31 protein-coding genes and 2 pseudogenes are annotated in these 25,555 nt (G+C 63.2%); 15 read left to right on the top strand and 18 right to left on the bottom strand.

Annotation, left to right across the window (positions count from 1 at the left end; all coding sequences use genetic code 11):
* Positions 1–83 precede the first annotated feature (83 nt).
* Positions 84–899: an NmrA family NAD(P)-binding protein gene (locus E3O25_RS02695; RefSeq protein WP_134360375.1), complete on the bottom strand. Its 816-nt coding sequence runs from the start codon at positions 897–899 to the stop codon at positions 84–86.
* Positions 900–980: 81 nt separating this feature from the next.
* Here E3O25_RS02695 and E3O25_RS02690 point away from each other — a divergent pair, with 81 nt between their 5' ends.
* Positions 981–1,394, top strand: a complete 414-nt coding sequence (locus E3O25_RS02690) for a helix-turn-helix domain-containing protein (RefSeq protein ID WP_134360374.1) — start codon at positions 981–983, stop codon at positions 1,392–1,394.
* A 261-nt stretch (positions 1,395–1,655) separates the two neighbouring features.
* Here E3O25_RS02690 and E3O25_RS02685 read toward each other — a convergent pair whose 3' ends face one another.
* Entirely contained in the window at positions 1,656–2,132 is a 477-nt protein-coding gene (locus E3O25_RS02685) for a hypothetical protein (protein WP_134360373.1), read from the bottom strand.
* 257 nt (positions 2,133–2,389) lie between these two features.
* Here E3O25_RS02685 and E3O25_RS02680 point away from each other — a divergent pair, with 257 nt between their 5' ends.
* On the top strand, positions 2,390–3,109 hold the full coding sequence (locus tag E3O25_RS02680) for a nucleotidyltransferase domain-containing protein (RefSeq protein WP_134360372.1): 720 nt from the start codon (positions 2,390–2,392) through the stop codon (positions 3,107–3,109).
* Between the two features lie 44 nt (positions 3,110–3,153).
* Here E3O25_RS02680 and E3O25_RS02675 read toward each other — a convergent pair whose 3' ends face one another.
* The gene (locus E3O25_RS02675) at positions 3,154–3,495 is read right to left on the bottom strand and encodes a hypothetical protein (protein ID WP_241983747.1); all 342 of its coding nucleotides are present in this window, start codon (positions 3,493–3,495) and stop codon (positions 3,154–3,156) included.
* Between the two features lie 4 nt (positions 3,496–3,499).
* On the opposite strand from E3O25_RS02675, the gene E3O25_RS17835 reads away from it, so the two are divergent.
* Positions 3,500–3,679 carry a hypothetical protein gene (locus E3O25_RS17835; RefSeq protein ID WP_370448707.1) on the top strand — a complete coding sequence of 60 codons (180 nt, stop codon included), beginning with the start codon at positions 3,500–3,502 and terminating at the stop codon, positions 3,677–3,679.
* Between the two features lie 60 nt (positions 3,680–3,739).
* Here E3O25_RS17835 and E3O25_RS17830 read toward each other — a convergent pair whose 3' ends face one another.
* The 7 genes and pseudogenes from E3O25_RS17830 to E3O25_RS02640 all read right to left on the bottom strand — a co-directional run.
* A complete protein-coding gene (locus tag E3O25_RS17830) occupies positions 3,740–4,021 on the bottom strand; it encodes a DUF4913 domain-containing protein (RefSeq protein WP_370448706.1) in 282 nt (93 codons plus the stop codon).
* A gap of 296 nt (positions 4,022–4,317) precedes the next feature.
* Entirely contained in the window at positions 4,318–4,530 is a 213-nt protein-coding gene (locus E3O25_RS02665) for a hypothetical protein (RefSeq protein ID WP_092110912.1), read from the bottom strand.
* 49 nt (positions 4,531–4,579) lie between these two features.
* Entirely contained in the window at positions 4,580–5,662 is a 1,083-nt protein-coding gene (locus E3O25_RS02660) for a serine protease (protein WP_134360371.1), read from the bottom strand.
* 828 nt (positions 5,663–6,490) lie between these two features.
* Complete coding sequence (locus E3O25_RS02655) at positions 6,491–7,057, bottom strand: hypothetical protein (RefSeq protein ID WP_092110908.1); 567 nt, start codon at positions 7,055–7,057, stop codon at positions 6,491–6,493.
* 7 nt (positions 7,058–7,064) lie between these two features.
* Positions 7,065–7,514, bottom strand: a complete 450-nt coding sequence (locus E3O25_RS02650) for a single-stranded DNA-binding protein (RefSeq protein ID WP_092110906.1) — start codon at positions 7,512–7,514, stop codon at positions 7,065–7,067.
* 119 nt (positions 7,515–7,633) lie between these two features.
* On the bottom strand, positions 7,634–8,191 hold the full coding sequence (locus tag E3O25_RS02645) for a hypothetical protein (protein WP_166805948.1): 558 nt from the start codon (positions 8,189–8,191) through the stop codon (positions 7,634–7,636).
* Between the two features lie 264 nt (positions 8,192–8,455).
* A pseudogene (locus E3O25_RS02640) lies at positions 8,456–8,671 on the bottom strand (ATP-binding protein); the annotation flags it as partial.
* Positions 8,672–8,791: 120 nt separating this feature from the next.
* Between E3O25_RS02640 and E3O25_RS02635 the strand changes: the two are divergent.
* The 3 genes from E3O25_RS02635 to E3O25_RS02625 all read left to right on the top strand — a co-directional run bounded on the left by E3O25_RS02635 (position 8,792) and on the right by E3O25_RS02625 (position 10,600).
* Complete coding sequence (locus E3O25_RS02635) at positions 8,792–9,118, top strand: hypothetical protein (protein WP_092110902.1); 327 nt, start codon at positions 8,792–8,794, stop codon at positions 9,116–9,118.
* A gap of 67 nt (positions 9,119–9,185) precedes the next feature.
* Positions 9,186–9,995 (top strand): hypothetical protein, encoded by an 810-nt coding sequence (locus E3O25_RS02630; RefSeq protein ID WP_134360369.1) that lies wholly within the window; start codon positions 9,186–9,188, stop codon positions 9,993–9,995.
* On the top strand, positions 9,989–10,600 hold the full coding sequence (locus E3O25_RS02625; protein ID WP_092110898.1) for an RES family NAD+ phosphorylase: 612 nt from the start codon (positions 9,989–9,991) through the stop codon (positions 10,598–10,600). Before E3O25_RS02630 ends, E3O25_RS02625 begins: the two co-directional genes overlap by 7 nt.
* 15 nt (positions 10,601–10,615) lie before the next feature.
* Here E3O25_RS02625 and E3O25_RS02620 read toward each other — a convergent pair.
* Positions 10,616–11,754, bottom strand: a pseudogene (locus E3O25_RS02620) (SCO6880 family protein); the annotation flags it as partial.
* Between the two features lie 100 nt (positions 11,755–11,854).
* On the opposite strand from E3O25_RS02620, the gene E3O25_RS17825 reads away from it, so the two are divergent.
* On the top strand, positions 11,855–12,415 hold the full coding sequence (locus E3O25_RS17825) for a relaxase domain-containing protein (RefSeq protein ID WP_338419415.1): 561 nt from the start codon (positions 11,855–11,857) through the stop codon (positions 12,413–12,415).
* A 206-nt stretch (positions 12,416–12,621) separates the two neighbouring features.
* On the opposite strand, the gene E3O25_RS02610 is transcribed toward E3O25_RS17825, so the two are convergent.
* Positions 12,622–13,164, bottom strand: coding sequence for a hypothetical protein (locus E3O25_RS02610; RefSeq protein WP_092110896.1), 543 nt, complete (start codon positions 13,162–13,164; stop codon positions 12,622–12,624).
* 250 nt (positions 13,165–13,414) lie between these two features.
* On the opposite strand from E3O25_RS02610, the gene E3O25_RS02605 reads away from it, so the two are divergent.
* A complete protein-coding gene (locus tag E3O25_RS02605) occupies positions 13,415–14,902 on the top strand; it encodes a TrwC relaxase (RefSeq protein ID WP_134360368.1) in 1,488 nt (495 codons plus the stop codon).
* Between the two features lie 239 nt (positions 14,903–15,141).
* On the opposite strand, the gene E3O25_RS02600 is transcribed toward E3O25_RS02605, so the two are convergent.
* Complete coding sequence (locus tag E3O25_RS02600) at positions 15,142–15,357, bottom strand: DUF2945 domain-containing protein (protein ID WP_092110892.1); 216 nt, start codon at positions 15,355–15,357, stop codon at positions 15,142–15,144.
* Positions 15,358–15,562: 205 nt separating this feature from the next.
* Here E3O25_RS02600 and E3O25_RS02595 point away from each other — a divergent pair, with 205 nt between their 5' ends.
* A complete protein-coding gene (locus tag E3O25_RS02595; RefSeq protein WP_092110890.1) occupies positions 15,563–15,910 on the top strand; it encodes a DUF3140 domain-containing protein in 348 nt (115 codons plus the stop codon).
* Between the two features lie 591 nt (positions 15,911–16,501).
* Here the strand turns inward: E3O25_RS02595 and E3O25_RS02590 are convergent.
* The gene (locus E3O25_RS02590; protein ID WP_092110886.1) at positions 16,502–17,329 is read right to left on the bottom strand and encodes an SDR family oxidoreductase; all 828 of its coding nucleotides are present in this window, start codon (positions 17,327–17,329) and stop codon (positions 16,502–16,504) included.
* Positions 17,330–17,674: 345 nt separating this feature from the next.
* Positions 17,675–18,526: a DUF222 domain-containing protein gene (locus E3O25_RS02585; protein ID WP_166805947.1), complete on the bottom strand. Its 852-nt coding sequence runs from the start codon at positions 18,524–18,526 to the stop codon at positions 17,675–17,677.
* A 182-nt stretch (positions 18,527–18,708) separates the two neighbouring features.
* Here E3O25_RS02585 and nadE point away from each other — a divergent pair, with 182 nt between their 5' ends.
* Positions 18,709–19,530, top strand: coding sequence for an ammonia-dependent NAD(+) synthetase (gene nadE, locus E3O25_RS02580; protein WP_092110882.1), 822 nt, complete (start codon positions 18,709–18,711; stop codon positions 19,528–19,530).
* Between the two features lie 93 nt (positions 19,531–19,623).
* On the opposite strand, the gene E3O25_RS02575 is transcribed toward nadE, so the two are convergent.
* Together E3O25_RS02575 and E3O25_RS02570 are read right to left on the bottom strand one after the other, a co-directional pair.
* Positions 19,624–20,385, bottom strand: a complete 762-nt coding sequence (locus tag E3O25_RS02575) for a hypothetical protein (RefSeq protein WP_174721695.1) — start codon at positions 20,383–20,385, stop codon at positions 19,624–19,626.
* 84 nt (positions 20,386–20,469) lie between these two features.
* Positions 20,470–20,718 (bottom strand): hypothetical protein, encoded by a 249-nt coding sequence (locus tag E3O25_RS02570; protein ID WP_134360365.1) that lies wholly within the window; start codon positions 20,716–20,718, stop codon positions 20,470–20,472.
* A 154-nt stretch (positions 20,719–20,872) separates the two neighbouring features.
* Between E3O25_RS02570 and msrA the strand changes: the two genes are divergently transcribed.
* The 5 genes from msrA (at position 20,873) to E3O25_RS02545 (ending at position 24,963) form a co-directional block, all read left to right on the top strand.
* A complete protein-coding gene (gene msrA, locus E3O25_RS02565) occupies positions 20,873–21,397 on the top strand; it encodes a peptide-methionine (S)-S-oxide reductase MsrA (RefSeq protein ID WP_134360364.1) in 525 nt (174 codons plus the stop codon).
* Between the two features lie 208 nt (positions 21,398–21,605).
* Positions 21,606–22,187 carry a single-stranded DNA-binding protein gene (locus E3O25_RS02560; RefSeq protein WP_092110876.1) on the top strand — a complete coding sequence of 194 codons (582 nt, stop codon included), beginning with the start codon at positions 21,606–21,608 and terminating at the stop codon, positions 22,185–22,187.
* Between the two features lie 35 nt (positions 22,188–22,222).
* Positions 22,223–22,792: a hypothetical protein gene (locus E3O25_RS02555; protein WP_134360363.1), complete on the top strand. Its 570-nt coding sequence runs from the start codon at positions 22,223–22,225 to the stop codon at positions 22,790–22,792.
* 5 nt (positions 22,793–22,797) lie between these two features.
* Entirely contained in the window at positions 22,798–24,480 is a 1,683-nt protein-coding gene (gene ettA / locus E3O25_RS02550; protein WP_092110872.1) for an energy-dependent translational throttle protein EttA, read from the top strand.
* Between the two features lie 12 nt (positions 24,481–24,492).
* Entirely contained in the window at positions 24,493–24,963 is a 471-nt protein-coding gene (locus E3O25_RS02545; protein ID WP_092110870.1) for a thioesterase family protein, read from the top strand.
* A 77-nt stretch (positions 24,964–25,040) separates the two neighbouring features.
* Here E3O25_RS02545 and E3O25_RS02540 read toward each other — a convergent pair whose 3' ends face one another.
* Positions 25,041–25,490, bottom strand: coding sequence for a ubiquinol-cytochrome c reductase iron-sulfur subunit (locus E3O25_RS02540; protein WP_092110868.1), 450 nt, complete (start codon positions 25,488–25,490; stop codon positions 25,041–25,043).
* Positions 25,491–25,555: the final 65 nt, after the last annotated feature.

The following is a 25,555-nucleotide window of genomic DNA, read 5'->3' as shown; positions in this document are numbered from 1 at the left end:
GGACGCCGAGGGGGACACGCAAACGGTCGATCGGCGACTTTCATCCGTTCCGTTTGGGGAACCCCCTGCGGGACGCAGTAGCGTCAGACAGTAGCGGGCTGTTCCATCCTGCGTATGACGGTAAGTTCGGGGTCGCTCGGGCTTCGGCCAAGGAGGTCGCCGAGGTCAGTGGTCGTGCGGGACAGAATCCCGTGTGCCACGCTTGAGTAGATCGATAGGAGCATTGCTGGCTGGAAGGGCAGCAGGCCGCTCTCGTCCAGGGCAGCGCGGTGACTGCCGAGAGAAGCTGGCTGGTAGACGAGACCGGCCACCCTGGCGATCTGGTCGGCCGTGATGGCGCGCGCCCCAACCAGGTCATACACACGATTGATGTGGCGGTCCGGTTCGGATGCCACGTTAGCCGCTGCCTCCGCCAAGTCAGCGCGGGTCACCACAGCTACGGCACCAAAACCAAATGGTGCCGTGATCACGCCCTCGCTGGGCGCGAGCAGCGATCCGAAGAGCTCAGCGTAGAGCCCATTGCGCAGAATCGTCCAGCGCAGCGTGCTGCCTTGTATGCGGCGCTCGGTCCAGCGATGAGCGACGGAGAAGCCCAGGTGATCTCCGTCCGTGGCAACGCTGGTGTAGATCAGGTGCTCCACGCCATCGCGTTCCGCGGCCGCCACGACATTCTCATGCCGCGCAATCACCACGTCATCCTCGGCATAACCAGCGGAGACCATGACGACCGTAGCGAAACCGGTGAAATCCAGAGAAACGGGTTCATCGAAATCAATGTGCCGTTGAGTGCTTCCGGCAACCGGTCGCCGTGTGCCCGCAACCACTGGGCGGCCGGCCTCGACTAGCCGTTCGACAATGGCGTGGCCGAGCTGTCCGGATGCTCCGGTAACCAAAATCATATGTGCGTCCCCTCGGTGGTTCTAATCAGTAACTAGACTCATTTTCGGCAACTTCCCCGCCCTGCACAAGGAGGCACTTTCGTGTCAGACAGTCACATTCAGGTAATCGCCTCCCTTGATCCCTGTGGCCTCGATGAGCATCCGGACTGCGGAATCCGTGACGTACTGACCCGGGTAGGTGACAAATGGTCCGTGCTCGTCATCGTTGAACTCGCCTCGGGCGTTCGCCGGTTCCGCGAACTGCAACGCGGCATTGACGGAATATCCCAGCGAATGCTGACCCTCACCGTACGCAGACTGGAACGCGACGGCCTCGTCACCCGCACCGTATTTCCCACTGTCCCCGCCCAAGTCACGTACGAGCTGACGGCGCTGGGCAGCAGCCTGACGCACCTCGTTAAACAACTCGCCGATTGGTCACTTGACCACCGTGAAACCATTGGACGTTCCCGAGCCGACTACGACGCCCACCACCCGGACCACGAGATTCACTAAATACGGGCCGCCCGCAAGGGAACGGCTTACGGGCACCCGGCACTCCGGGACTCCGGGACTCGCGTCGTCTTACTTCGCTGGCGATGTGAGACAGATGGGTTGCGAGACCCCTGGCCGGCCGGAGAATATGCCTGGAGCATGTCGACGAACCTCACTCAGTTTGCTTCCCGGAGGTTGAGGTTGCGCGCAGGGGGGTGCTACGCGGCAGGGTGCACTTCAACTGGGGCAAGCGATGCCCTTGGCCCCATCACGTTCTCAAAGTTATTGAGTCTGCATCGGAGTGATAGTGAGATCGACTGAACCAAATGGGAACGGGTAGAAGAATGTGCCCGCGCCATTCCAATCGGTAATGGGAATCATCGCAAACCAAATCTGGCTAATCGCGACCGATGCGACAGCGAGGACCACGACCGTCAAAGCGCCGCGATTGAGGTAACGCAACGCGGCGGGAACATCGCTTGCCCGGCGGAGTACGAAGGTAAGCGCTCCGATCACGATCGCGAAGATCCCGATATAGATAAAGACACTCGGTTGGAGCGTTAGGTTAATGCAGCTCGGCGACAGCTCGGTAACGTTTCCGGCTGCATCGATAAATGTGCCATCAGCATTCACGCCACCTGGGCAGTAACCTTTGCTAGCCACAGTAAAGGCGCTGTACCCAAGCGCAGCGAACATGGCGAGCACAATTAGGCGCCGGATGCGCGCAACGACCGGACGCACCGGCAACGCGTCTGCCACCTGCACACCTTCGGGCTGAAGCGACAACGACATTTGACCCCCCGATCAGCCAGCAGCGGCCTCGCTTGTAGCCTACCGACCGGCTCAGGGTACGGGCAAAGTCGCCCGCAGGGGGCATTCCCGCCATCGGAGTGCCTTCGGCATTGGGCAACCCGTTAGCCGAACCCCCTGCGGGGCATTGTCCGCAGGGATCCGTGAACGGGCGCATTCACGGTTCGACCCAGCGGCGCTCGTTGGTGTCGCCCTATGCTCAAGGCATGACTTCGGCACTGGACGGGGCCCTCAAATCGGCTCAAGCATTCGTCAGGAAGGTACACCCCGAGGCGGCAGCGTCCGCTTTAGCCGGCAGCATCGCGCGCGGCCGCGGGACCAGAACTTCTGATCTCGACATCGTGGTCTACTACGACGACCGTCCGGCGAGCTTCGCAGAAACGCTCAGACACGACGGCTGGCTGGTCGAATCGTTTGTCTACGGCCCCGAGGGCATCGATGAGTGGTTCGCCTTGGAGGCGAAGCAGCGCCGGCCCGTCGCCTTGGATATGTGGGCTGGCGGCATCCCACTGGTTGACAACGTCGCAACGTCGCTGCTGCAGGCCCGTGCGCTAGGGGTGATGGCCGCAGGTCCGGAGCCGATCGGCGCGACACAGCAAGCCGACCTGCGATACGGGCTCACGGCAGCCATCGATGATCTTCAGGGACGCCCGGATCCCGGAGAGGAGTTCGCCATCATCGCGGACGTCTACACGCGCGCTGGGGAGCTGCTGCTCTTCGCCAACCACAGCTGGCTTGGAAGCGGCAAATGGCTGGTGCGACGCCTCGGGAATCTCCAAGATCCGACTGCGAAGAGCCTCGTCCAGTGGGCGGAGTCAGTTCCACGATCATCTGAGGAGCTCTGCCGCATCGCGCATGAGGTCCTCGAAAGCGTCGGCGGACCTTTGCAGGAAGGGCATACTCGGGGCTCCCGCGAGGTTGGGTAAGCGATCCTTCACCGGGCATCAAGGATGCCGGATGTCCCGCGTTCTCAGTGATCAAGCACTGAATCCGCGATCTGCTGCGCGGCTTGGTCCGCTGTGATGTGTGTGGTGTCGATGACCTCGGCTTCTTTGTGTAGCCAGGTATGAGCTGCCTCGGCGTATGGCTCCAAGTACGCGAAGCGGAACGTCGAGGGGCCGAGGTCTTTGTCGTTTTGTATGCGGTCGCGGAGCGTTGCTTGGTCGGCGTGGAGGACGAAATGGTGGATCGGTATGCCGTGCTCGGTAAGACCACCGCTGATCTCCCGCCAGTAGCTCTCGACCAAGACAGTCATCGGCATCAGGGAGGGCGTCGTCGCGCAGATAGACGTCTCCGGCTGGAACGCAGTCACCGGTTTGACGCGCAGCTATGTCATGGCGGACGTTGGGGACACGGTACGGCCTCCGGAGAGCTCATTCGACCGCCTTGAGTATGGAATCTTTGATTGCGAGGATCCAGCTGAATTGCTCGATGCCATGTCCGGGCTACGAGGTCGCGTTCTTCTGAGGCTCGCACCTGCCGATGCCACACCGTGATTGCTCGTGCGGAACTGATCCTCTATGACACATCAGGCCGGCAAGCTCGGTCAGGTTCCCCTAAAGCTCCACATTATCGGGTGGTTTTGTCGAAAAAATGATCGTTGGGAACTTGTCTTTGCGGCGATGAAGGTGCCCCTCGGCGGGGTCGCAGTCGAGGAAGGGGCCGGTGCTTTTGTCGAAGATCACTGCGGCGTGGCGGTCCCAGAGGTTGATCCACCAGGACGACATTGAACCCTTGCCGGTCCTATTCAGGGCGACGGCGTGGTGCTCGACGTTGCCAACGTCGACACCGACGAACACGTCGACGCTGTCATAGTTTTCGATCATGACTGCTCCCATCCACTTGCATTCGTGGCCTGGTCTACGGCGTCAAGTCTCGGCATCCACGTTACAAACGACCTCGGCTTTACGCCTAGTCGAGCCCTGTCAGCGATCACCCGACGCCAATCGAGTCCGGTGACAACACCCCCCGGATCATCAACGACTGGGGGCAACAATCATGCCGGACCCGACAGGCCAACTCCCTCAGATACTCACACCATCCGAAGTTACAAACAAGGTAGCGGGGGTTCTGAGATATTCAGAACGCACCCCCACGCATTATCGGTGAGGCTGGGCATCGCCCGAGGCGTTAACTACTTGGCCGGCGGCATCGGCATCGGGGTCGCGCTGCGGAGCCGCTCGTCTGTCCAGAACTCCTTCGTCGGCGGTTCATCAGTCGGCACCGTGATCTCTCGAGAGCCGGAACCGTCAGTCGGTGAAGGCGTCGAACTGGGCGCGCGCCCACCGCACGCGGTCAAGAACATGATGCCCAGAATCGCGAGGCATGCGATGATGCTTTTCGTCATGTCAGTCGCCAATCGCGTCCACGTAGTTCCATCCGCACACTGCGTCTCCCTACATCAGGTTGAACATGGTAACAACGTCGCGTGTGTTCGGCGTGGAGCGCAGATTGGTCAGCGCGCAGTCCGTAGTCCCCGGCGTTGTCTCGCATCGCGATGTGATCGCCCATGTATAGCCCAGATTCACGTTGATACGATCCTTCAACCAGGGCCCACCGCTCGCCCCACCATTCATGCCGCAGGGGAAGCTTGCGTCCGAACTAAACGCGACCGCAGTGGTGTTACCGTCACAGTAGTAAGGAATCTCGCCGGTGAACGGAGGATCAGCCGGGTAGCCCCATACCCGCACATTGCTCTGAACCGGCCCGGCACCAGTGACAAGACCATTGCCGCCGACCGCGTCGACGATCTGGGTCCCGTTGTTCGGGTAAACGGCGATGAACGCCTGATCGTGGGTGAAATCCGAACTGTCCATCCAGGAGTTAAAGGTTCGGGCGTTACTCCAACTCCAATAGCCCTGAGCTGAGGGCCCATCGTAGTACGAAGGGGCGAATAGGAAGTTGGAGTACCAAGCGCCACCGCCGCCTTGATGGACGCAGTGGCCAGCGGTGATCAACAAATTCTTATTGGCGTTGTTGATTGTGGAAGCCGTGCACGAGCTGGGACCGTTCGGAGTGTTGAAGAACAAGCGGCCCACCGTAGAGGCGACTGGATCGGCGAACGGCGTGATCTCGGATGACTGGAGCGGTGCGACGGGATCGGACAGAGTGACTCCCTCGTCCGAGGACTCGTCACTTTCGGCGGGAGGTTCGCTGCGCCGGTCGCTGCCTGTCGTGTCCGGCAACAGGTCGAGCGGTATGGCGCTCTGAAGCTTCTCCTCGGTCCAGAAGCCGGCTGGGTCGAGACTGTCGCCTGCGGCGTTCCGGGCTGCGGCGAGCGGGGCGTTGATCGACGTACTCAGAGCATCATCGTCAGCTGCGCCCGCGCTTGCGTTCGCCGGAGCGATCGTGATCACCGTCAGAAGGACGGCACCAAGGGCACCGCCGATTCCCATGGAATACCGTGCACGGCGTTTCAGGGTGGTGTTGTGCGAAGAGGCAATGTGGCCGGAGCGTCCACGTTGTTTTTGCTGGAACATTCGGAATTGCCTTCCTGGGTATATCGGATACTCGAAAGAGCGGGCATGAATACCGAGAGAATTTATGCGTTATTCACACCGTGGCTCCCCCTCGGCAATGCCGCCGACCATGATCGGCCAGCGCTCTTGGGCCGCGAATTCCCGGTTTTCAACGACCGGGATCGTGCCCCACTGATGAGTATGCCCGTCAGAGTTGGCGCATAAACCGCCAGAGGTCGACGATCTGGGTAACTGTCAACCGCACCTCGGGTCCAGTTGATGAACTCTTCGGAGGAGGGGTAACGATCATTCCGGAGCGAAATATATGGAGAGGGAAACAGCGTCTGCGGGTCGTCTCAGGAGCGGTAGTTCGCGAGTCCCTCTGCGGCGCAGAAAGGTTGCGTCCCCCTGAGTGCAATTCATTGTCACCGTGCGGGTCAGCTGGGTCACATCCAGTATCTCTGTGTTGTTTCCCGCTCCTGAGTGTTGCTGCGTTAACGTAGCGAGCCAGCGAGCTGATTGCGTCCGAGGCGTCCGCTGGCTGCAGCCTGCGCGATCCACAGCATCAGAACGCCACTGCCAACCGTGACCACGAATAACACCACTCTGACAATCGCCTCTTCGCCCATAGCCTCACACTATGATCTACGTCTTCCACCCGCCAGAGGGAGGTGCGCCCGTAAGGCGGACGCTGAGCGGGCACGTCCGCACGGATACAGGGTTCTGCGGGTCACGAGCCCGAGGGTGTCGCGTTTGCCCCGCCCTTTAAACAGTCGCGCTCAGGTGCGTCAACTGGGACAGCGCAGTTGGTCCATTTACGCCCTTCGCAAGAGCCAAGGCTTGGCGATATCAACGAGATTCAGCGCGAGAGTTGAACGCTGCCTCGGCATCGCGGCGACGCACGACATCGTCGACGACGAACAGCACGAAGTCCTCATCGCGATCGCCGATGACCACGTCTTCGACGGCGTCGGACTGCGGCTCGCCGGGCCACGGAGTCTGCCGAGTAGGCCGATCCCGCTCCAGCCGCGTCCCTGAGATCGCGACCCAGTCGCGGAGGCGCTGGCGGGCATCCGCGAAGTCACGGTGCCAGCCGAGTGGGGCGGAGCCGTGTTGGTCGGGGTCGTAGACGCCGAGCCAGTGCAGGTGCAGCGCGGAGAGTTCCCAGACGAGTTCGGGGTGTCGATGCCAGAACGGCGGTACGACGGATGTTGGCAGCCCGTAGGTGCGCCGCAGCCAGTTCACCCACCGGTTGAGTTCGATCCATTTGGCCTCGGCGTCGTCGGCGCTGAGCAGGTTCCAATTGATCGGATGCGGCGGCTCCGCAGTGAGCGGCCCGTCAAGATCATCCAACGAGCTTGCTCCGAACGCGTCGTCGTGTTCACCGGATGCCCACTCGATCAAGGACTTTGCCATCGCTGCTTCACCACCCCGAGCTGGCGTGAGCAGCTTCCGTCTCGCTGACGATTGCCTCCCGCGTTGCGGCAGCGTCTTGTTCGCTGCCCGGAGCCGGGCGATTGGTTCTAGTGACCTGATAGTTGGTGCCCGCGAGATCGTGGCCGATCTTCTTGGCGACGAACTCTTCGCGTTGAATGAATTCGCCGTCGCGCTCGACCTGGAAGGTTCGCACATACCCTGCAGCGACAAAGCTGTCGCCTCTCGCGAATCGGGTGAGCGCCCGTTCGGCGGTGGCTCGGTAGGCGACAAGGTCGTGGAACGTCGGCTTGAGCGCGGTGAAGCTGCCGTTGTATTCGTGGCGGAAGTGCGGCTGGCCGACGCGCACGTAGAAGCGGGTGTCGCCGTTCTCGGTTATGGATTGCTGCGGCTCTGATGCGATAAAGCCGGACAGTGAATGCTGGGTGTGAAGTGCCATGGGACTGTGCCTCCTGTGATTGGGGCAGACCGTCGTGGTCCGCGCTCACTAGGAGATGCGCCGCACGTACCTTTCTGTCGCGTTGTCTCGGCAATGAAGCCGAGCTCCGCTGAGGACGATCAGACCGCCGTCACCGGTAGCTGCACTGATAATTCCTGCGGCCCGGCCGCTCGACGGGCGATGACCGCATGGGTGTGTTCGCGGTTGAAGACTCCGAGGAGTGCGAGCACACAGCCGAGCTCCGCCAGACCGACCGCGGAATAGACGATCTGGAGGATGGGCAGTGCGATCCATTCGCCGCTCACATCCGGCACATAAAAGAGCAGCTGTTCCGCGATGATCCAGATCACCATGGCAAAGCCTGCGATCGCGGCCCAGAGGGGCGCCGAAGCGCGGCGAAGTAACAGGAGCACAAAAGCGACGGATTGAGTTCCGCCGACCACGACAAGAAGAATGGTCGCGGGCCACCAGTAGCTGTCGAAGGGGCTGCCCTCGAGGAATTCGAGCGGCCAGCCCGGGGCGCCGCCCGGCCCGAGCGCGATAAATCCAGCGATCGCCGAAACGATGCAGAACCCGGAGAGGATCAGGAGTAACACACGCCATACAGATGTCACAGGTGTGGACCTGTCGGCTCGGTCAACCTGTGTGACGTTGGGAGCAGGCTGTAGAACGGTCATCGAGATCCTCTGTGGTTGTGTCGCGGGCGGGTAGCCAGCTCAGGACGAGGTGCATGTCGACGCTACGGGCGATGGGTTGCAACAGGTAGGGCCGAAGGTCCCCGTGTTCTTGGTGCGACCGGGCGGTATCCGCCCAGTCGTTGCGTCTGTGCTCTTCTGGACTGACGATTTTTCGAATAGCTAAGACAGTCTGATTCAGGCAGTGGCGAGCATCCGCTTGAACACTCGCAGATCGAAAAGACGCGCGTCACTTCGCGTCGCTGAGACCACCATCGGCAGGATCGGTACCTCGGCGCTGCGCACGGCATCGGCCAGCGCGAGGTCGATGGCCGTGTGCTCGAGCGGGCTGAGGGGACGATCGAGCACGGTTTCGGCGAGGGCGCCGATCAGGTCGCGGCGCCGGGCGGCCAGCTGGGCCGACCACTCTTCGTCTGAAGCGGATGCTGCCCGGTGGCCCTCGTCGAGCGGGTTGAGCCGGTTCGTCTTGGAGGTGCGCAGTGGACTACGTGGCGGGGGACTCCGGTGGCACAATTGGGCTACGAGGCGTCGTACCCGTCTGAAGATTTGGATCTCGACGGTCCCGTGCAGAGGAAGAAACCCATGGCGACAATCGAGATTCTCCACGTCGCAGACTGCCCGAACTCGGGAGAAACCCTTCATCGCCTGCAACGCGCGGTCAGCAACACCATGCCGTCGAACACGCCCATCAAGTCCATACTGATCGATTCCGCTGAGACGGCCGCGAGTCTTCTCTTCGCCGGATCGCCGACGATCCTCGTCGACGGAGTCGATCTCTTCTCCACGGAGGGCCGCACCAGCGATCTCGCCTGCCGGATCTATCTCACCCCGAACGGCGTGGCCGGAGCTCCGACCCAGCAACAGATCGAAGTAGCACTCAAGAGTACGGTCGTCTCAAGGCGCCCATAAACGTGAAACCCACAGCCATATCTGACAGAACTGACGCTAGACTCTGATGTAAGTAACGGAGGCGACTGTGAGCACTAAAGACAGGATCGTGCGTGCAGCCCGAGCAAAGAAAGTCCAAACCTCGGATGCGGTGAACGTTGTGAAGGCTAAGAACAAAAGTCAGGCGACGACATTCACGCATGCCCATGCCGGTGGCCGAAAGATGCGCGGCACCAAGGTCGTGCGTGTTATTCAGATTGATAATGTTCGTGGCGTGAAAGCCCGGCAGGTTAGAGCACCTTTAGCCGCTAACGCGCAGACGCCAGCACTGGGTGATCCAAAATCACTCGACTCGGTCGCCGCTCAGCTCCTCGCCTTGATACCGGGCCTCAGTCGCCAGCAAGCACAGCACTTGATTCGGGACCTGGTGAATACCCGGCTTAGCGTCCAAGCGTTAGGCCCGGCTCTAACGAAGCTGGACACGGCGGCAACACCGTCCACCGCCCGTGCCCTCCAGGCGACAGAGAATGTGTGGCGAGAGGTCGAAGAGAGGTACAAACTCCTCACCAGTACCGAGGTCGCTGCCCTCCTCGGCGCCAAGAACGCTAACAGGGCCTACGCCTCCAACCTCCGTGCCAAGGGGCAACTCTTGGGAGTTCAACGTCGAAACTCCTACGTCTACCCTGGGTTCCAATTCAACGCTCGAACTCACCGGATCAAACCGGCAATTCCTCTCCTCTTGGCGCTGGCGGAGGAACTCACATGGAACGTGGAAGATCTGACCATTTGGCTGAGTTCCCCGTCGGGCTACTACGGCGGCGGACGACCAGCCGACAACTTAGATGCGACCGAGGAGATTCTGACTAGAGCGCGGGATGAAGCGACTGTTCAGTGGTAGCACCACCGACACCCTTTACTGCAGCAACCATATTTCTACCTGGCGGATCGCCGCTGTACCGGGTGCACAGCAACACCCGCGCAGCCAACGAATTCAACCCCGGACTCGGTGCTCCTACACGCTTCGCGTTTTTTGGTGACCCAATAGTCCCTATCCTTTACGCGGCAGCGACCGAGGACGCTGCCATCTGCGAAACGCTCCTCCACAGCGTCCCATTTTCAGGCGGGGTTCTCCGCCCACGCAGTTACCAGTCGAGCGTCGCCTCAAAGCTAATCCTTACCCGGCGGCTTCGACTCGCAGCCTTCCTCGGAACCAGCTTCCGACGGCTTGGTGTGCCCGCTAGCGAAGTGACGGAGACCGAAGCAGATCGGTATCCGGAAACCGTGAAGTGGGCGGAGGCTGCGCACATCGCCGGGTTCGATGGGGTGGTCTATATGAGTCGGCGCTGCAACAGCGACCGGGTGTACACCCTTTTCGGTGACCGAGTAAATCAATCCGACTTAAATATTCAATCAGACTACGGGCGTGCCTTCGCCTTCGCCGAAGATCGCGATTGGCTCACCGACTACTGCGCGCCATTGCAAGTAGAAGTCCTAATCCTCTAAGGGCGAGTGCACTCCTCACACCCTTCGACACAACGGCAGCACCGCAGCAGTGAACGCCTGCGCCTGCTGCCCCACGAGTCGGTCTCGCACGAGGCCTGAATCGCGGCCTGTTCGATCGACGCGACGGCGGCATCGAGCTCATCAACAGTGCCCGCGGTCACGCACACCAGTCCTGTCGTGCGCAGCACGCCGTGCCCGGCCGTGAGGTCGGCCTCCTGGTGCAGGAGGTCGTCGTATTCGGCGGTGGCGGAGGCATCCTCTATCTGGTCGATGCGGGTTCGTTGGAGGGCGTCGCTGATCAGCTCGGTCTTCTTCGTGCGCAGGTCGCGCGCGGCCTGGTCGGCGCGCACGGGCAGGTAGTGCAGCGACACGGTGCCCAGGATGCCGTTGCTGAAGACCAGCGGCGACAGAAAACCGGTGAACACCTGCGACCTGGGCCACTCACTGATCCACAACACCGCATGAAACGCGCTATCGGTGCGCAGGTGATCCCAGCCCTCGGCAACCGCGACCGGCCCGGCCGTGGCCAGCGACCGCCCAACCAACGGATGCCGCACCAGATCGACGCCGACGGCGGGGTCGTATGCCGTTCGCAGAATCACCGCGAGCTCGTCGGCGGTCGGCCAGTCACCGACCGTGAGGTCCGCCGCGCGTAGCGCCCCGGTCAGGGCGGTCATTTCCTGGCGCAGCACAGTCGCTGCGCCGCGCATACCGCCGCCCTGCGTGCGCACCTGTCGGGAGGCCGCGCTCAGGTCGAGGGACACCGCTGTCGTCGTCGCATGGTGCTCCTTAGTGGGCCCGGCGCGCTCGATGAGATCGCGATAGGTGGTGGCGGCCCAACTACCGTCGTTGATGCCATGCCGCTCCCACCACTCGGCCAGCCCGGTACCAGAATCGGGCAGCGTGCGCTCCGACACCTGCAGACGCGCGATCCGGCCCGACCGGCAGGCCCCGGCCAAGACACGGTCCCACCCGACCACGCGTCGATGCTGTTCGTCCGGGTCGAGCAGCGCGAACGCCGGGTGCGACACCGCGACGATCGCGGTGAGGGTTTGCGCGTGCGGGTCGTGGATCATCACCGCGCCCGACTCGGGATCGTTCCACTCGCGCAGGGCGGCCGCATCGCCCGGCCGCGACAGGGTTCCCACGGGGCGCGAATCCCTGTTTGCCGACGAACTCACGCGATCGCTCGGCGTGCAGCGGGAGAGGCGCGGGCGGGGGCGTTAACGCCATCCGGCCTGGGCTCTGGCCGGCGTGCCGGAGGCGCTCGTTGCGGAATTCTCGACCCGGTCTCGGCACATCGATGTCGAGACGGATCGGTTGATCGAGGAGTACGTGACCAGTCACAGGCGGCGGCCGAGGCCGGTGACGATCATGAGGCTGCGCGCGCAGGCCACGCTCGCCACGCGGCCGGCGAAGCAGGTGCACTCGCTGGCAGATCTCACGGCGGCGTGGCGAGAACGAGCTACACGCGTGCTCCGGCACGGTCTGTTGACCGTCGCCCAGTCGCCTCCGGTGTTGCTCCGCGCGGAGGACCTGCCGCGTGAGGCTGTGGACGCGCTCAATGCGAGCCTCGAAACCCTCACCCTATTGAACAGTCCGGCCCAGAGGTCTCGCAACAACACTGGCTCGTACGAGCCATTTGAGCGAGCGTACGCAGGAAGAGGTCGAGACCGACGACATCGTTCCTCGCAAGAGCCACGCAGGACCGATGCGCTGTTCACGGAATGGCAGGTCCCCGGAGACGGCGTGGACGTTCTACTTGACCAGCGCGTCGACTGGGCAGTCGATATCAGTCCCACCTTGCCGTATTGAGCGCCATCGCTTGATACGAGGCAGCACCTGAAAGGCTGCCGCAGGTTTGAGCTCACTTGGACCTTGACCGCCCGCGTTCACCACTCCTTGCTGCGCTTGGGCGGACCAAACATCGTGTTCGATTCGATTCGCACTCTCCGGTCTCAAGTGGGGCGTGCCCGGCTCGGGCGGGTTAGTGACCCGAGCGAGTGTTGAGCCGATGCACCTTAGTCAACGCAGTAGAAGTCTTGAAATAGGGCCGTACTGACCGTGAGATATGTTTTGTCGGGTTCTGCTGGGTCGTAATTCTCCCAGATCTCAATCAAGTCGAGCGTGTCGTTATAGAGCTCCTGCCCGTCACCTCGGGCATCCGCCTCCCCAGCGAGCCCGTACAACGCATCGATTACATCCTCGGAATCTTTTGCGAAGACCAGATCGATTGCCGGCTCGCACAACGGGCTTTCGCGCGTCATTGCTACCTTCGCGGCGAATTGCGATTTGAACTTAGTCCAGCGAGGAGCCTGAACGGCGTCATCAACTGCCGCGTTCGCCGCGCTCCGAAAGGCGGCCGCATCGTCGACTCCGGTGTGGAGCAGGACCGCGGCCGCGCCCCGCGCCCCAGCGTCCGCGCCCCTGTGAATCAGGTTCGCCGCTGCTCGAGCAGCATCATCCGCGCCGGTGGATACGATCCTGCTGCCTACACATCCCGAGAGTAAGAGTGCAAGCACCACGGAAATCGTGACCGTTCCGACAGCGAATCGCTTCCGCATGCGAACTTCTCCTTGCTGAGCCCGACGAAGTGGGTCGGGGTTCTGCCAATGCCGTTAGTATTGACCGTCACTTAGATGGCGTCAAGCCCTTCGTAAACTCAACGATTTGAGCGGCGGCACCAGCACATGGTGACAGTACGCCTCCTGTTGAACGCCGACCACTTTTTCGGACAAACTCATTGACGTGCACCTCTTCCTGCACGAGTGGTAGAAGACCGCGTCCCTCAAACTGCGCCAAGGCAACCCCGACGTGATTGACCGGTATGCCGGACACGATCGCCTGCGCGATGGCAGCACCGAGGCGATGGCGGATGCTGCCTACGAGGCGTGGCGTGCGGACATCCGCTCGGGCAAGTTGACCGTGCTGATCAGCGACTCGAACGAGGCGGTCGCGGCGCTGAACGTGCGCGCTCGCACCGAACTGATTCTGGAGGGTCGCGTCAACGCGCTGTACGAGGTCGCCCTGCACGACGGAACCCGCGCCGCCGTCGGTGACATGGTCATCACCCGTCGGAACGATCGGCGACTGTTTGCGTCGCGCGGCTGGGTGCGGAACGGCGACCGGTGGAACGTGATCGGCGTGCATCGGAACGGTTCGGTCGAGGTGCAGCGGCAGGGTCGGCGGTGGGGGAGCGCGGTGCTGCTGCCCGCGTCGTACCTCGCTCAGCACGTCGACCTGGGCTACGCGGTCACCTCGCACCGGGCGCAGGGCCTCACGACCGATACCGCGCACGTCGTCGTGGCGCCGAGCATGCCGCGCGAGAACCTGTACGTTGCGATGACGCGGGGACGGGAAGCGAACACCGCCTACGTCGCCGTCGACCGCCCCGACATTGCCCACGTCGGGCCGCGGCCGGGTGACGTGGCGGACGCGACGGCGCGCAGCATCCTCTGTGGCATTTTGCAGCACGTCGGCGCCGAGCTGTCCGCCCACGAAACTCTGGCGGCCGAGCAGGATGCGTGGGGCTCAGTGGCGCAACTCGCGGCGGAGTACGAGACCCTCGCGGCGGCTGCGCAGCACGACCGGTGGGCCGCGCTGGTGCGTGCGAGTGGTCTGTCGCCGGGCCAGGCCTTGGACGTGATCAATTCCGATGCCTTCGGGCCGCTGACTGCAGAGCTAAGGCGGGCGGAGGCCCACTATGTCGACGTGGCGAGCCTGCTGCCACGCGTGGTCGCGGCGCGCGGGTTCGAGGATGCGCAAGACATCGCTGCGGTACTGCGGTCAAGGGTCGCGGCGGTCGAGTCGCGGGATACCGGAGCCGGTCGCACGCGCCGTGCGCCGCGTCTCGTCGCAGGGCTGATCCCGCGCGCGATCGGGCCGATGGACGCTGCCATGCACCAGGCGCTGGCCGAGCGCGCCGACCTGATCGAGTCGCGAGCGGCCGCTGTGCTCGACCAGGCGTTGCTCGCGGGGGAGCCGTGGACTCGGGCGCTCGGCCCCGCGCCCCGCGGGGCGGCCGCAGTCGCGTGGCACCAAAACGGATGCGCCGTCGCGGCCTACCGAGACCGCTACGGCATCACCGGTGTTCGGCCGCTTGGGGCAGTTCCGGATTCGACGGCCCAGAAGCTCGATGCCGACCGCGCTCATGCCGACCGCGCTCATGCCGACCGCGCTCATGCCGCCCGCGCTCATGCCGCGCTTGCGGCAGCGCAGCGGCTCGCAAAAGGAGATGACACCTTCGATGCACTGTTACCGGCTATCGCCGCGGGACTCCCATCCGCGGGCATCCGTCTCTGAAATGCTTTGAGGACATTCTAGCCAGGTCGGCCGAAAGCCCGCTCGGAAATCGCTGGACGAGCTCGCGGAAGCGTGCCGCTGGTCTGCGAGCCGTCGTTAGTAGCCAAACGGTTCAGGACTTAGGTCAAACTCCTGGATCGGGTTCGCTCCGGCCAGCCCCGCCCCCGCCCTTCATCCAGTGCAAACCGAAGGTACCGGCAGCCGGATAGAAGTGCCTATTTGTTCGAATAGCAGTTGCCCTATCGTGGCGACAGCTTGCGCAGGGCACTGGCCTTGTGGGCGGCTTCCGCATCCGTCTTCTCGGACTTCACGATATATTTAGGGTCATCTTTCGAGGCGTGAAACGTTGTGCCCGCGAAGTCAAAGTCGCTCGTCTTCTTGTCGACGACTTCCCCCTGAGTTCGCCCCTGAGACGTCGCCCAACTCACTCGGTCACCTGTGCTGAAAACTTTCATGCTCGCAGCCTACGGACGGCTGTGTCCAGGTACTAGTGGGAAGTCAACTATCAGCTCGCCGCCAGTTCGGCCGATGCGCGCAATTCGAATGTTCGTAGGGCCAAGAGTGCTTCTTGTGACCGAGCCCTTTCGTAAAAGTTCGGATCACCCCACTAAGCCAACACACGCCCTTGTCGAGGTGAAGCTTCACCACGATGATTGAGTTATGGCAGCTAAAGCGAACGATGTTGATGCGATCTGGGACGACTGGAAAAACGCGGTCACGATGACCGCCAGTGAGATCTCGTCGTGGCTCGACACAGACGAATCCAAAGAGGTCGGACAGAAAGACGATGGTAGCGGGGAATCCACCGGCCATCGGTCCGGACGCAGGATCGTCACGATTCTTGGAACAAATAGAGGAGATCTGACCGCGTCCGATATCGAACACATGCATAAGGTGGTCGGCTACGTCAAGCGACATTCGGCACAGAAACCGGATTCCGATGTCGAGCACTCGCGCTGGCGCTACTCGTTGATGAACTGGGGAAATGATCCGCTGAAGAAGGTTTAGCTTTGCGCTGCCGCGGGCGAACACACCGGTACAGGCAGCCGAATGCGCGACTAAGTTCCGGATGGCGCCCCACGTTGCACGAAAAGTTCCGCCGCAACACGCGCCGCCAACAGGCCTGCTTCATTGAGGCGCGATCACAGTCGGGCTTTGGGCGCGTTCGAAGCAGTGAGCGTCGGGGTCTATGACTTTGCACTGCTGATGACGCTCGGGATGGGCAAGCCACTCTCACCCCGCTCAGCGCGCTGTTTTTTTGACCAGGTGCTTCAGGAGCGTGGGATACCGGCCGACGTTCTCAGCGTGGTGCAGACTACGAGCGCTGGCGCTGTGACCGGGCCGCTGATCACGGACGCCCGGCTTCGCTAACTGTCGTTCACCGGATCGACCCCGGCGGGCGTCAACCTGTCGAAAAGTGCGGCGGATCAGGTACTGCGGGTGTCTATGGAGACGGCAGGTACTGCGTTGTTACTTGGCTCATTCGGGCAGACGAGCCCGCCACACACAGACAGGTGGCGGCTCGTCTAAGCACTCCTGTGCGCACGATGAGCGAGCTCGCAGGGCGGCTGCCGGAGGCAGGCCGGAGCGCGCGGACTCCTAAATGCTGCGGTGGTCCCGGACAGCGAGTTCGAGGTTCTCCAGACCGGGCGCGAGGGCGGCATCCACTGCCATCGGGTCAGTGCGGTTGAGGTCTTGCATGGCACGGCGGCCTTCCGGCGCGGTGTTGATTTCATGTTCGCCGGCCTGCAGGGCCGTAATCAGATCGGTGATGACGTCGGCCAGACTGCGGCGTCCCCAGCCGAGTTCGGCGCCGGCATTCTGCGACCTCATCATGTCAGTGTCGGTCGCGCCGGGGTACACGGTCGCGACGTGCACACCCGTTCCGGTCAATTCCCGGCGAAGCGACTCGCCGAATTGGGCCAAGCCTGACTTTGTTGCAGCATAAATCGAATAGAACGGCATTCCAACAAGTGCTATCCCGCTGGAGACGTTTAGGAGGATACTTCCGCGTTGCTGACCGCTTTCGCGAAGTGCAGGGAGCAGTGCTTTTGTCAACAGGATCGGGGCCGTGAGGTTCAGATCAATCATCGAGTGAACATCCGCATCGCTGGTGAGCTCGAGCCGACCCGCGCGCACATTGCCGGCATTATTGACGAGGAGGTCAACGGTTTTCCAGGAAGCGACGGTGTGTGCGATGCGCTCGACGGCACCAGGCTTGGTCAGGTCTTCCACCAGGATCTCGGTCGTTCCGCCTGCGGCGGCGACGAGTCGACCGGTTTCAGTGAGCGTGGCCAGTTGGCGGCCGACAAGCAGCAGGTGGCCACCGCGTCGACCAAATTCGAGGGCGATTGCGCGACCGATGCCTTGACCCGCCCCCGTGATGATTCCGCGTCGATCTGTGAGATCGAGATTGTTGATGTCCATGTTTGATCTTCTTTCAGTTGAGGCCGGCGTCGGTTTCTCCAGCGGGCACTGACGCTCGCCGATCCTGACGCGTCTTAAGGAGAACCATGATCGACAGGAGGAATTCCCGGCTGGGCATCCGCTGAGTGCCACCGCGGGTCTGGACAGTGGCTTTCATTTCGTCCTTTGTATTGGCGAAACGGCCGCCACGGCGGTCAGTATCCGTTCTGCGCAACATTGTGCGGGTGTGGGAGTGTCGCCGTTGCCGATTATTGCCTGCGAGGACCGCAGGGCGGTGCGCGAGCATCCGCTTTTGGAACGCATTTTCGGTGCTTTCGTCTGTGGTTGATCTGATTTGGAATTTTCTCAGGTCACCGATATTGCGCGCCATCGCTCGTGGCGAGGACAATATCTGAGAGGCCGCGCCATGTTCGAATTCATCCTGGCCGCCACGGCCCGCAGCTGCTGCTTCTTGCGCCGGCTTATGCCGACCAACATCGTGACCGACGCCATCAATACTCGGCGCGGTCTCAAGTGGGGCGTGTCCGCTCGGGGCGGTGCCGTCGGGGTCGAGCCGCCCCTGCCATTCCAGGGCTTGCGCGCGCAGCAGGTCGGGTGCGAAGCGGATGCCCGCCCCCGGCAGCCCGGCAGCCCGGCAGTCTCCGGCGTGATCGCTCCGGTCGCGGAGGCGACGAGGGCACGTTCGACGTGGTCGAGGTCGCTCTGCAGCACCGTGCCGTGCAGCGCGGTGAGGGTCGTCGCGATGATCTCCGCCGATTCGAGGCCGAGCTCGCCGCTGCCGAGCGCATCGGCGATCACCGGGTAGCGGGCGGGAACCGGCAGCCCCATCGGGGTGCGTTCCACCGTGCTCTCACCCAGCTTCAGGCGACGTTTGGCTTCACGGCCACTGATGCCGGCGAGCTGGGCGATGAACTCGACCCGGGTGCGGCATCCGTTACAAAAGGCCAGCGACCCGTTCCCGAGGTCGGTCTCGGCCCGAACCCCGATGTCGGTGGTGGAACGTAGTCTGGCCCCATCGAGCTTACGACGGAGACCCTCGAGTGCCGCCAGCACCGCGATGGCCTCCGCATCGTCGAAGTACCCAAAGGTCACACCGTCAAACGCCGCCGCCAGAAGGGCACCGGCCTGAGCGACCGCCTCAACCCGGGAACCCTCCGGCACGGGACCGGCTGCGGCGGGCGGGGCGGTGAGGGGCATGGCGACGGTGCCTCCTTCACCCATAATTCTACCGCACACCACCCCTAAGCGCGAGGGAATCTCATGATCACAATGACACGAATTCAGATGTTTCTTCTGACTGCCAGAGTCGGTGACGGGTTGCTTCAACAGTTGGACAACAACCAGGCAGCACGACTTCTCGAGGGTTGGTAGATTCAACTATGCGAGAACTCCAGGCGCGAATCATCGCGGAACTCAACGTCTCACCCACCATCGAACCGGCCGCGGAGGTGCGCCGCCGGGTGAAATTCCTCAAGGACTACCTCAAGCGCACCGGCGCCCAAGGCCTGGTCCTGGGCATCAGCGGAGGCCAGGACTCGACCCTCGCCGGCCGGTTGTGTGCGATGGCGGTCGACGAACTCGTTGACGAGGGGCACCCGGCCACCTTCGTGGCCGTGCGCCTGCCCTACGCCGTGCAGCGCGACGAAGCGGATGCCCAACTCGCGTTGGAATTCATCCGCCCGCCCTCGCAAGCCACCTTCAACATCGAACTGGCCGTGGACGGGTTCGAGAGCGAATTTCTGGCGAGCCTCGATGTGGCTATGACCGACTTCACCAAGGGCAACGTCAAAGCCCGCTCGCGCATGATCGCCCAGTACGCTTTGGCCGGCCAGCTCGGTCTGCTCGTGGTCGGCACCGACCATGCCGCCGAAGCGGTGACCGGATTCTTCACCAAGTACGGCGACGGCGGCACAGACATTCTGCCGCTGACCGGCTTGACCAAGCGCCAGGGCCGAGCCCTGCTGATGGAGCTGGGCGCGCCCGAGCAGCTCTACCTGAAAGATCCCACCGCCGACCTGCTCGACCACACACCCGGCCAGACCGACGAGGCCAACCTCGGGCTGCAGTACGAGCACATCGACGATTTTCTCGAGGGACAGCCGGTCGAAGACGAAGTGGCCGACGCCATCGAAGCGCGCTACCTCAACACCGAGCACAAGCGGCGGGTGCCGGCCTCCCTCTTCGACGAGTGGTGGAAGTAGCGACGAGTGGCGAAAGCAGCTCCCCACCGGGCATAAAAAACGAGCCGGTCAGCGCAGAAGCGCCGACCGGCTCGATGCCGATGTTATCGACGCTCAGAGCGTCGGTGCCGCCGAGGATCGGGTCAGCGGGTCGGTGCTGCGCACCTCGAGTTTGTTCACGTCGTCGAGCAGTCGTTGCGTTTCCGTTGAGGCATCGGACGATACCGGTGAAGCGGATGCCACCCCACGGTTCACCGCCGCGGGGGTGATCGGTGCAGCCCGCACCGGTACCGGAGCGGAATCGCTCGCCGTGTACTGGTCGTGATGCTGCTGGGCCACCCAGGCGTCCTGCTCGGCCAGCAGGCTCTTCTCGGTCGAGGAGTTCTGAGCCTTCCACCGGTCCAGGTCGCCCTGAAAGATCTTGCGCGCGCGGGCCGGCTTGTTCTGCCATTCGACCAAGCGGTCACGAAACTCCACCAGGGCCGGCTCCAGTTGGTAGCCGAAGGTGGCGGAGGTGCGCTTGAGTTCATACAGTTCGTGGTTGGCCCAGTTCGCAGCGATTCCCGATCCGCGGATCGGCAACAACCGCACCTGGATGTCGGCCTGGCCGACGGCGCGATCGCTCATGACCTGTTCCTGCGGTGTCAACGAATTCCAGACGGATGCCTCGGTCGCAGCGTCGACCAGGGCAGCGATCGCTGCCACCTTGATCTCGCGGTCTCGCTGGGTGAGGATGCGTCTGACGGCTCCGCGCGAGATCAACGCGGCCAGCACGCTGGCAATGACGATCGCGCCGACGAACACGACCGCGGTGAAAACCAGCGGTCGGGTGCTTTCAGCGGCAAACCAGGCTACGAAGCTATTCCACCATTCCATGTGGTGGATTTTATCCGCGCCGCACCCCGTTCTCGGGGACCAGACGCGGCGTGCCCCCACCCAAATGCATCAAATAGGTGACGGCTAGCGAAAACAGTCGACCGCGTCGTCGAAGCGCCAGAACACACCAACCTCACGGGTGCGGGTCGCGAAGACCACTCGGCGAGCGCTGTAGCGATCGCCGTCGCCCCCCGGGTGACATTCGATGTAGCCGATGACAGCGCCGTCGGGGTCGACAATGCGCCAGAGCCCGTCGCGAACGAGGATAAAGGAGCGGCCACGGACCACGGGAACTCCTGCGCGAGCGGTACGCGGTGCACTGAGAGTGGACATTCGAGCTCCTTCGTTGGGAATCACTGGTCACCTGGCCGGCCGCGGGTCTTTCACTCAGCGTATGGGGGACCACCGACATCCGCTTTGGGCGAACAGGCGGCGGGAACACCGGTTCCAACTGGGTGCAGAGCGACCGACGAGTTAGGCTGATCGGGTGCAAACTTTTGTGGTCGCGGGTGGATGTTTCTGGTGTCTCGATGCTGTCTATCGGGTCTTACGCGGAGTGAGTGACGTGGTGTCCGGGTATACCGGCGGCACCACCGCCACTCCGAGCTACGAAGCGGTCTGCACCGGGCGCACCGGCCATGCCGAAGCCGTCGCCGTGACCTTCGACCCCGAGGTCATTCCGGCCAGCGTCATTCTTGACGTGTTCTTCACGCTGCACGATCCGACTCAGCTCAACCGCCAGGGCAATGACGTGGGTACCCAGTACCGGTCGGCCATGTTCTACACCGGCGATGAGCAGAAGCAACTGTTCGAAACGGCTCGTGATCGGGCGAGCGAATGGTGGGGCTCCGGCATCACGACCACGATCGAACCGCTCGGCGACTATCACGAGGCCGAGGACTACCACCAGGACTTCTTCAACAAGAACCCCGGTCAGGGCTACTGCATGGCGGTCGCGGTGCCGAAGGTCAACAAGATTCGCAAGTCGTACTCCGAATACCTCGTCGGCTAGTTCCTCCTCCCCAGCCGCTAGCGGGGAGGATTCTCCACCGATTCCCCGCCGCCCGCACCAAGAGATTACTGCGGGCGGCACACTCGCAGTGTGCGACCTGGGAACGACGAAGACTGGCACGAGTTGTCGTTCCCGGGTCGTGTGCGCCGGCAGAAAGCTTGGCGCCGTGCGCTTGCGTTTTCACGCAATCACTGTGCCGGGAGAAACCATGAGCGACCAAATCACAATATCCGGAGTCATCGGCTCCGTCCCCCGTGTGATCTTCGGCAAGAACGGCACCCCGATCACCACCTTTCGGCTGGCCTCCCGCCAGAGTCACCGTGACAAGGCCACAGACGAATGGATCGTTGACGAGAGCTGCTGGTACTCCGTCACGACGTTTCGCCAGCTGGCCGCGAATGCGGGCAAGTCGCTGAGCAAAGGCGAGCACGTCGTCGTCACCGGGCGGTTGGTCGTTCGCAAATGGAGCAACGCCGAAAAATCCGGGACTTCCGTTGAGATCATTGCTGACTCCGTCGGACACGACCTCGCCTGGTACACCACGACACCGGTGCGCAGCGGGCCACCAGCGCGTGCTGGTGCGTACCAGAGCGTTGCCGAGCAGAACGGTGCCGAGCAGAGCGGTACCGATCAGGCTGGTGCAGATCTGACCGAGCCGGAACCGGTTGAATCCGCGGACTCCTTCGCAGCGTACGAGGCCGAACCCGGTCGCATCGACCGTTCTGGAGACGGCTTTGTTCCAATCGACAGCGACGCTGACCAGGATGCGTATGCGCGTTTAGACTCGTAGCATCGTCCACATGTGTGGACTGGGGGAGGCAGTTCGTGAGCGTGGCAGAACCGGCGGAGCAGAAGATGACGATGGGTTCCGGGCGGCGGCGCACCCGACAGTTGCGGCGTACCCGGGGATTGGGGGGCGTGGGAGTGGTGGGCGCAGTGCTGCTCCTCGCGGTCGGCCTGACGGCCTGCACCGCCAGCCCGGCCGAGCCCGGCACCACCGCGCCGGCGTCGTCTGGCTCCGCCGAGCCGGAACCGGAGCCTTCGGCGACGTCCGATTCCAGCCCGAGGCTGCTGCCCACCGGAACCGCCGCCGAGAACCTCGTTTACTTCAACTTTGTGGCGGCAGGGGTCATCAAAGCCAATCCGGCCGCCGGGGGACGCGACTACATCGACGCGCTCGCGGCCGGCGGGTTCGACCGGGCCGCCATGGAAGTGACCTTCGACCGTACTCAGGCCGATCTCGCCGCCGACGCGGTGCAGTTCTCGGTGCGGTTCGCCGGCGAATGTCTGATCGGCCAGATCGGCCCGGCCAGCAATGGCTTCCACAGCGTGGTCGCGCCCATTCTGTCGACCGGTTTGTGTCTGGTCGGGGCCACCCGGCAAATAGACTGGTAAACACTATGGCCGAATTCATTTACTCAATGGTCCGCGCTCGCAAGGCGATCGGCGAAAAGCTGATCCTTGACGACGTCACCATGTCCTTCTTTCCCGGTGCCAAGATCGGTGTCGTCGGCCCCAACGGTGCCGGAAAGTCCACCATCCTCAAGATCATGGCTGGTCTGGACACGCCCAGCAACGGCGAGGCGAGACTCTCCCCGGGTTACACGGTCGGCATCCTCATGCAGGAGCCGCAGCTCGACGAGAGCAAGACCGTGCTCGAGAACGTGCAGGAGGGCGTCGGACCGATCAAGGCCAAGGTCGACCGGTTCAACGAGATCAGCCTCGCCCTGGGTGAACCCGACGCCGATTTCGACACCCTGCTCGCCGAAATGGGCGTGCTGCAGGAAGCCATCGATGCAGCGGATGCCTGGGACCTCGACTCCCAGCTCGAACAGGCCATGGACGCCCTGCGCACCCCGCCGGGCGACTCCGAGGTGTCCAACCTCTCCGGTGGTGAGAAACGCCGCGTTGCGCTGACCAAGTTGCTGCTGCAGAAGCCCGACCTGCTGTTGCTCGACGAACCCACCAACCACCTCGACGCCGAAAGCGTGCTGTGGCTCGAGCAGCACCTCGCCAAGTACCCGGGCGCCGTGCTCGCCGTCACCCACGACCGGTACTTCCTCGACCACGTCGCCGAGTGGATCGCCGAGATTGACCGCGGACACCTGTACCCGTACGAGGGCAACTACTCGACCTACCTGGAGAAGAAGCAGGAACGTTTGCTCGTGCAGGGCAAGAAGGACGCCAAGCTGTCGCGTCGTCTCGCCGACGAGCTCGAGTGGGTTCGCTCCAACGCCAAGGGCCGCCAGGTGAAGTCGAAGGCTCGACTGGCTCGCTACGAAGAGATGGTCACCGCGGCCGAGAGCACCCGCAAACTCGACTTCGAAGAAATCGTGATTCCGGTCGGCCCGCGCCTCGGCGCCCAGGTCATCGACGCGACCAAGCTGGAGAAGGGCTTCGACGGGCGCATGCTCATCGACAACCTCAGCTTCACCCTGCCGCGCAACGGCATCGTCGGTATCATCGGCCCGAACGGCGTGGGAAAGACCACCCTGTTCAAGACCATCGTCGGCAAGGAACCGCTCGACGGCGGTGAGCTGCGGATCGGTGAAACGGTTGACATCTCCTACGTCGACCAGGACCGGGGCGGCATCGACCCCAACAAGACGCTGTGGGAGGTCGTCTCCGACGGTCAGGACTACATCCAGGTCGGCAAGACCGAGATTCCGTCGCGCGCCTACGTGTCGACCTTCGGTTTCAAAGGCCCCGACCAGCAGAAGAAGGCCGGTGTGCTCTCCGGTGGTGAGCGCAACCGTCTGAACCTGGCCCTCACCCTGAAACAGGGCGGCAACCTGCTGCTGCTCGATGAGCCCACCAACGACCTCGACGTTGAAACCCTGGGGTCGCTTGAGAACGCGCTGCTTGAGTTTCCGGGTTGCGCCGTGGTGATCACCCACGATCGGTGGTTCCTCGACCGGGTGGCCACGCACATCCTCTCGTATGAGGGCACCGACGACAACCCGGCCAACTGGTACTGGTTCGAGGGTAACTTCGAGTCGTACGAGCAGAACAAAATCGAACGTCTCGGCCCGGATGCGGCCAAGCCGCACCGTTCCGCCTACCGCAAGCTCACCCGCGACTAGAGAGCCGAACCGGTGAAGCTGCACGTACCGATCCGCCTGCGTTGGTCCGACCTCGACGCCTACGGACACGTCAACAATGCCGAGATGCTGCGCCTGCTCGAGGAGGCGCGCATCCTGGCCTTCTGGGTGACCGAAGACGACGGGGCGATCGGCGCGAGCACGGCCGTGCTCGACGGACGCCCGGGAGCGGCGACCCTGACGCTCATCGCGCGGCAGGAGATCGAATATCTCGCGCCGGTGCCCTACCTGCGGCAGCCGCTGGACGTGCGACTGTGGCTCGGCAAACTCGGCGGGGCCAGCCTCGATGTCTGCTATGAGGTGTACAGCCCGGAGGGCGTGGTTCCCGAGCTGTTGTATGCCCGAGCGAACACGACCATTGTGCTCGTCGATGCAGCGAGCGAGCGACCGCGGCGCATCAACGACACCGAACGCGCGGCCTGGACGCCCTATCTTGACGCACCGATCGCGTTCGCCCGCCGCTGATCAAGCGACTGAGCAGTCCCAGAGCAGTCCCTGATCAGTCCCTGATTAGTCCCTGATTAGTCCCTGATCATCGGTCGTCACCCGGCCAGCACCGTGTCGCCGTCGACCGTGACGGTCACCTTGTCGAGCGCCCGCGGGGCCGGACCGCCGAGAACCTCGCCGGTCGCGAGGTCGTACCGGGACTGGTGGCACGGGCAATCGAACTCCGTCGCCGCCGGCTTCACCTTGCAGCCCTGGTGCGTGCAGATGGCGCTGAAAGCGACGACCGTGCCCTTGGTCGGTTGCGCGAGCAGGATCGGTTGGCCGTCGAGGGTTGCGGCCAGGCCGCCGCCGACGGGTATGTCGGCGAGTTTGGCGATTTCTGTCGGTGACGCGGCGGCGGCACTGCCCGAGTCGGTCGGTGCCGAACTCGGGGGGACGGTGGCGGCATCCGTTGGGCTGCTGCACGCGGCCAGGGTCACCGCTGCGGCAGCGCCTCCGCCGGCCAGCATCATGGTGCGACGGGACAGGTTGAGTGCCGGTGTCATGATTCTCCTTGATGAACGCGTTCGCGGGTAGGTTGGCTCTGCTATAGCTGAAAACGAGGTCGGGA

This window comes from Cryobacterium sp. TMT1-3, from assembly GCF_004402315.1.
Lineage (GTDB): Bacteria > Actinomycetota > Actinomycetes > Actinomycetales > Microbacteriaceae > Cryobacterium > Cryobacterium luteum.
Note: the sequence above shows the minus strand (reverse complement) of the source record. Positions and strands in the feature narration are given on the sequence as shown.